1 protein-coding gene is annotated in these 719 nt (G+C 44.9%); it reads right to left on the bottom strand.

The window, feature by feature from the left end; translation table 11 throughout:
• Positions 1-650 (bottom strand): IS110 family transposase (locus QN395_RS21380; protein ID WP_323493050.1); only part of this gene is annotated, 650 nt, incomplete at its 3' end.
• Positions 651-719: the final 69 nt, after the last annotated feature.

Raw genomic sequence — 719 nt, 5'->3', positions numbered from 1 at the left:
CCTGGGATTTCAGCAAGCTTTCTACTCGTCTCTGAAGAGCGGTGCCATTGCTGAATTTTTTCATCCATCTCATCGACCTGTTTATCAATGTCTTTCAAGTGGTTATATAAACGCTGCAGAACATCTCGAAAGCTTGACGGTAAATCTGATTTTTCCATGACTTCTGGGAGGCGCTTGGCAATGTTCGTTATTCCTTGCGCGATGATAATGCCGAACTCGGACAGCAAACCGCGAATCTGGTTTGCTTGCGCCGTCCTCACTTTAATAAAAGATTGACGCACCCGGTGCAATGAGAGAACAGCTTGTTGTTCGTCCGTTTTTATCGGAACGAAGCGCATATTGGGTCGATCGACGGCTTCGCAGATTGCTTCAGCATCGGCAACATCATTTTTATTTGTCTTAACATAGGGTTTCACAAACTGAGGTGCCATGACTTTCACCGTATGCCCCATTGCGCTCAACTTCCGTCCCCAGTAATGGGCACTGCCACACGCTTCCATACCAATTAAACATGGTTGTAATTGAATAAAAAACGCCGCCATCTTAGACCGATCTAGTTTCTTTCGAAGCACGGCATTTCCATGCGCATCAACGCCATGAATTTGAAATACATTTTTAGCTAAATCGATTCCAATTGTAGTAATGATCATTTTGGACGCTCATTTCATTTAGGGGGTGTTGCCGCTCCCATTTTGGCACATCGATGCCGTTTGAAAGAG

Origin of the sequence: Undibacterium sp. RTI2.2 (genome assembly GCF_035018705.1) — a bacterium.
In the GTDB taxonomy this organism is placed as follows: Bacteria; Pseudomonadota; Gammaproteobacteria; order Burkholderiales; family Burkholderiaceae_D; genus Undibacterium.
Note: the sequence above shows the minus strand (reverse complement) of the source record. Positions and strands in the feature narration are given on the sequence as shown.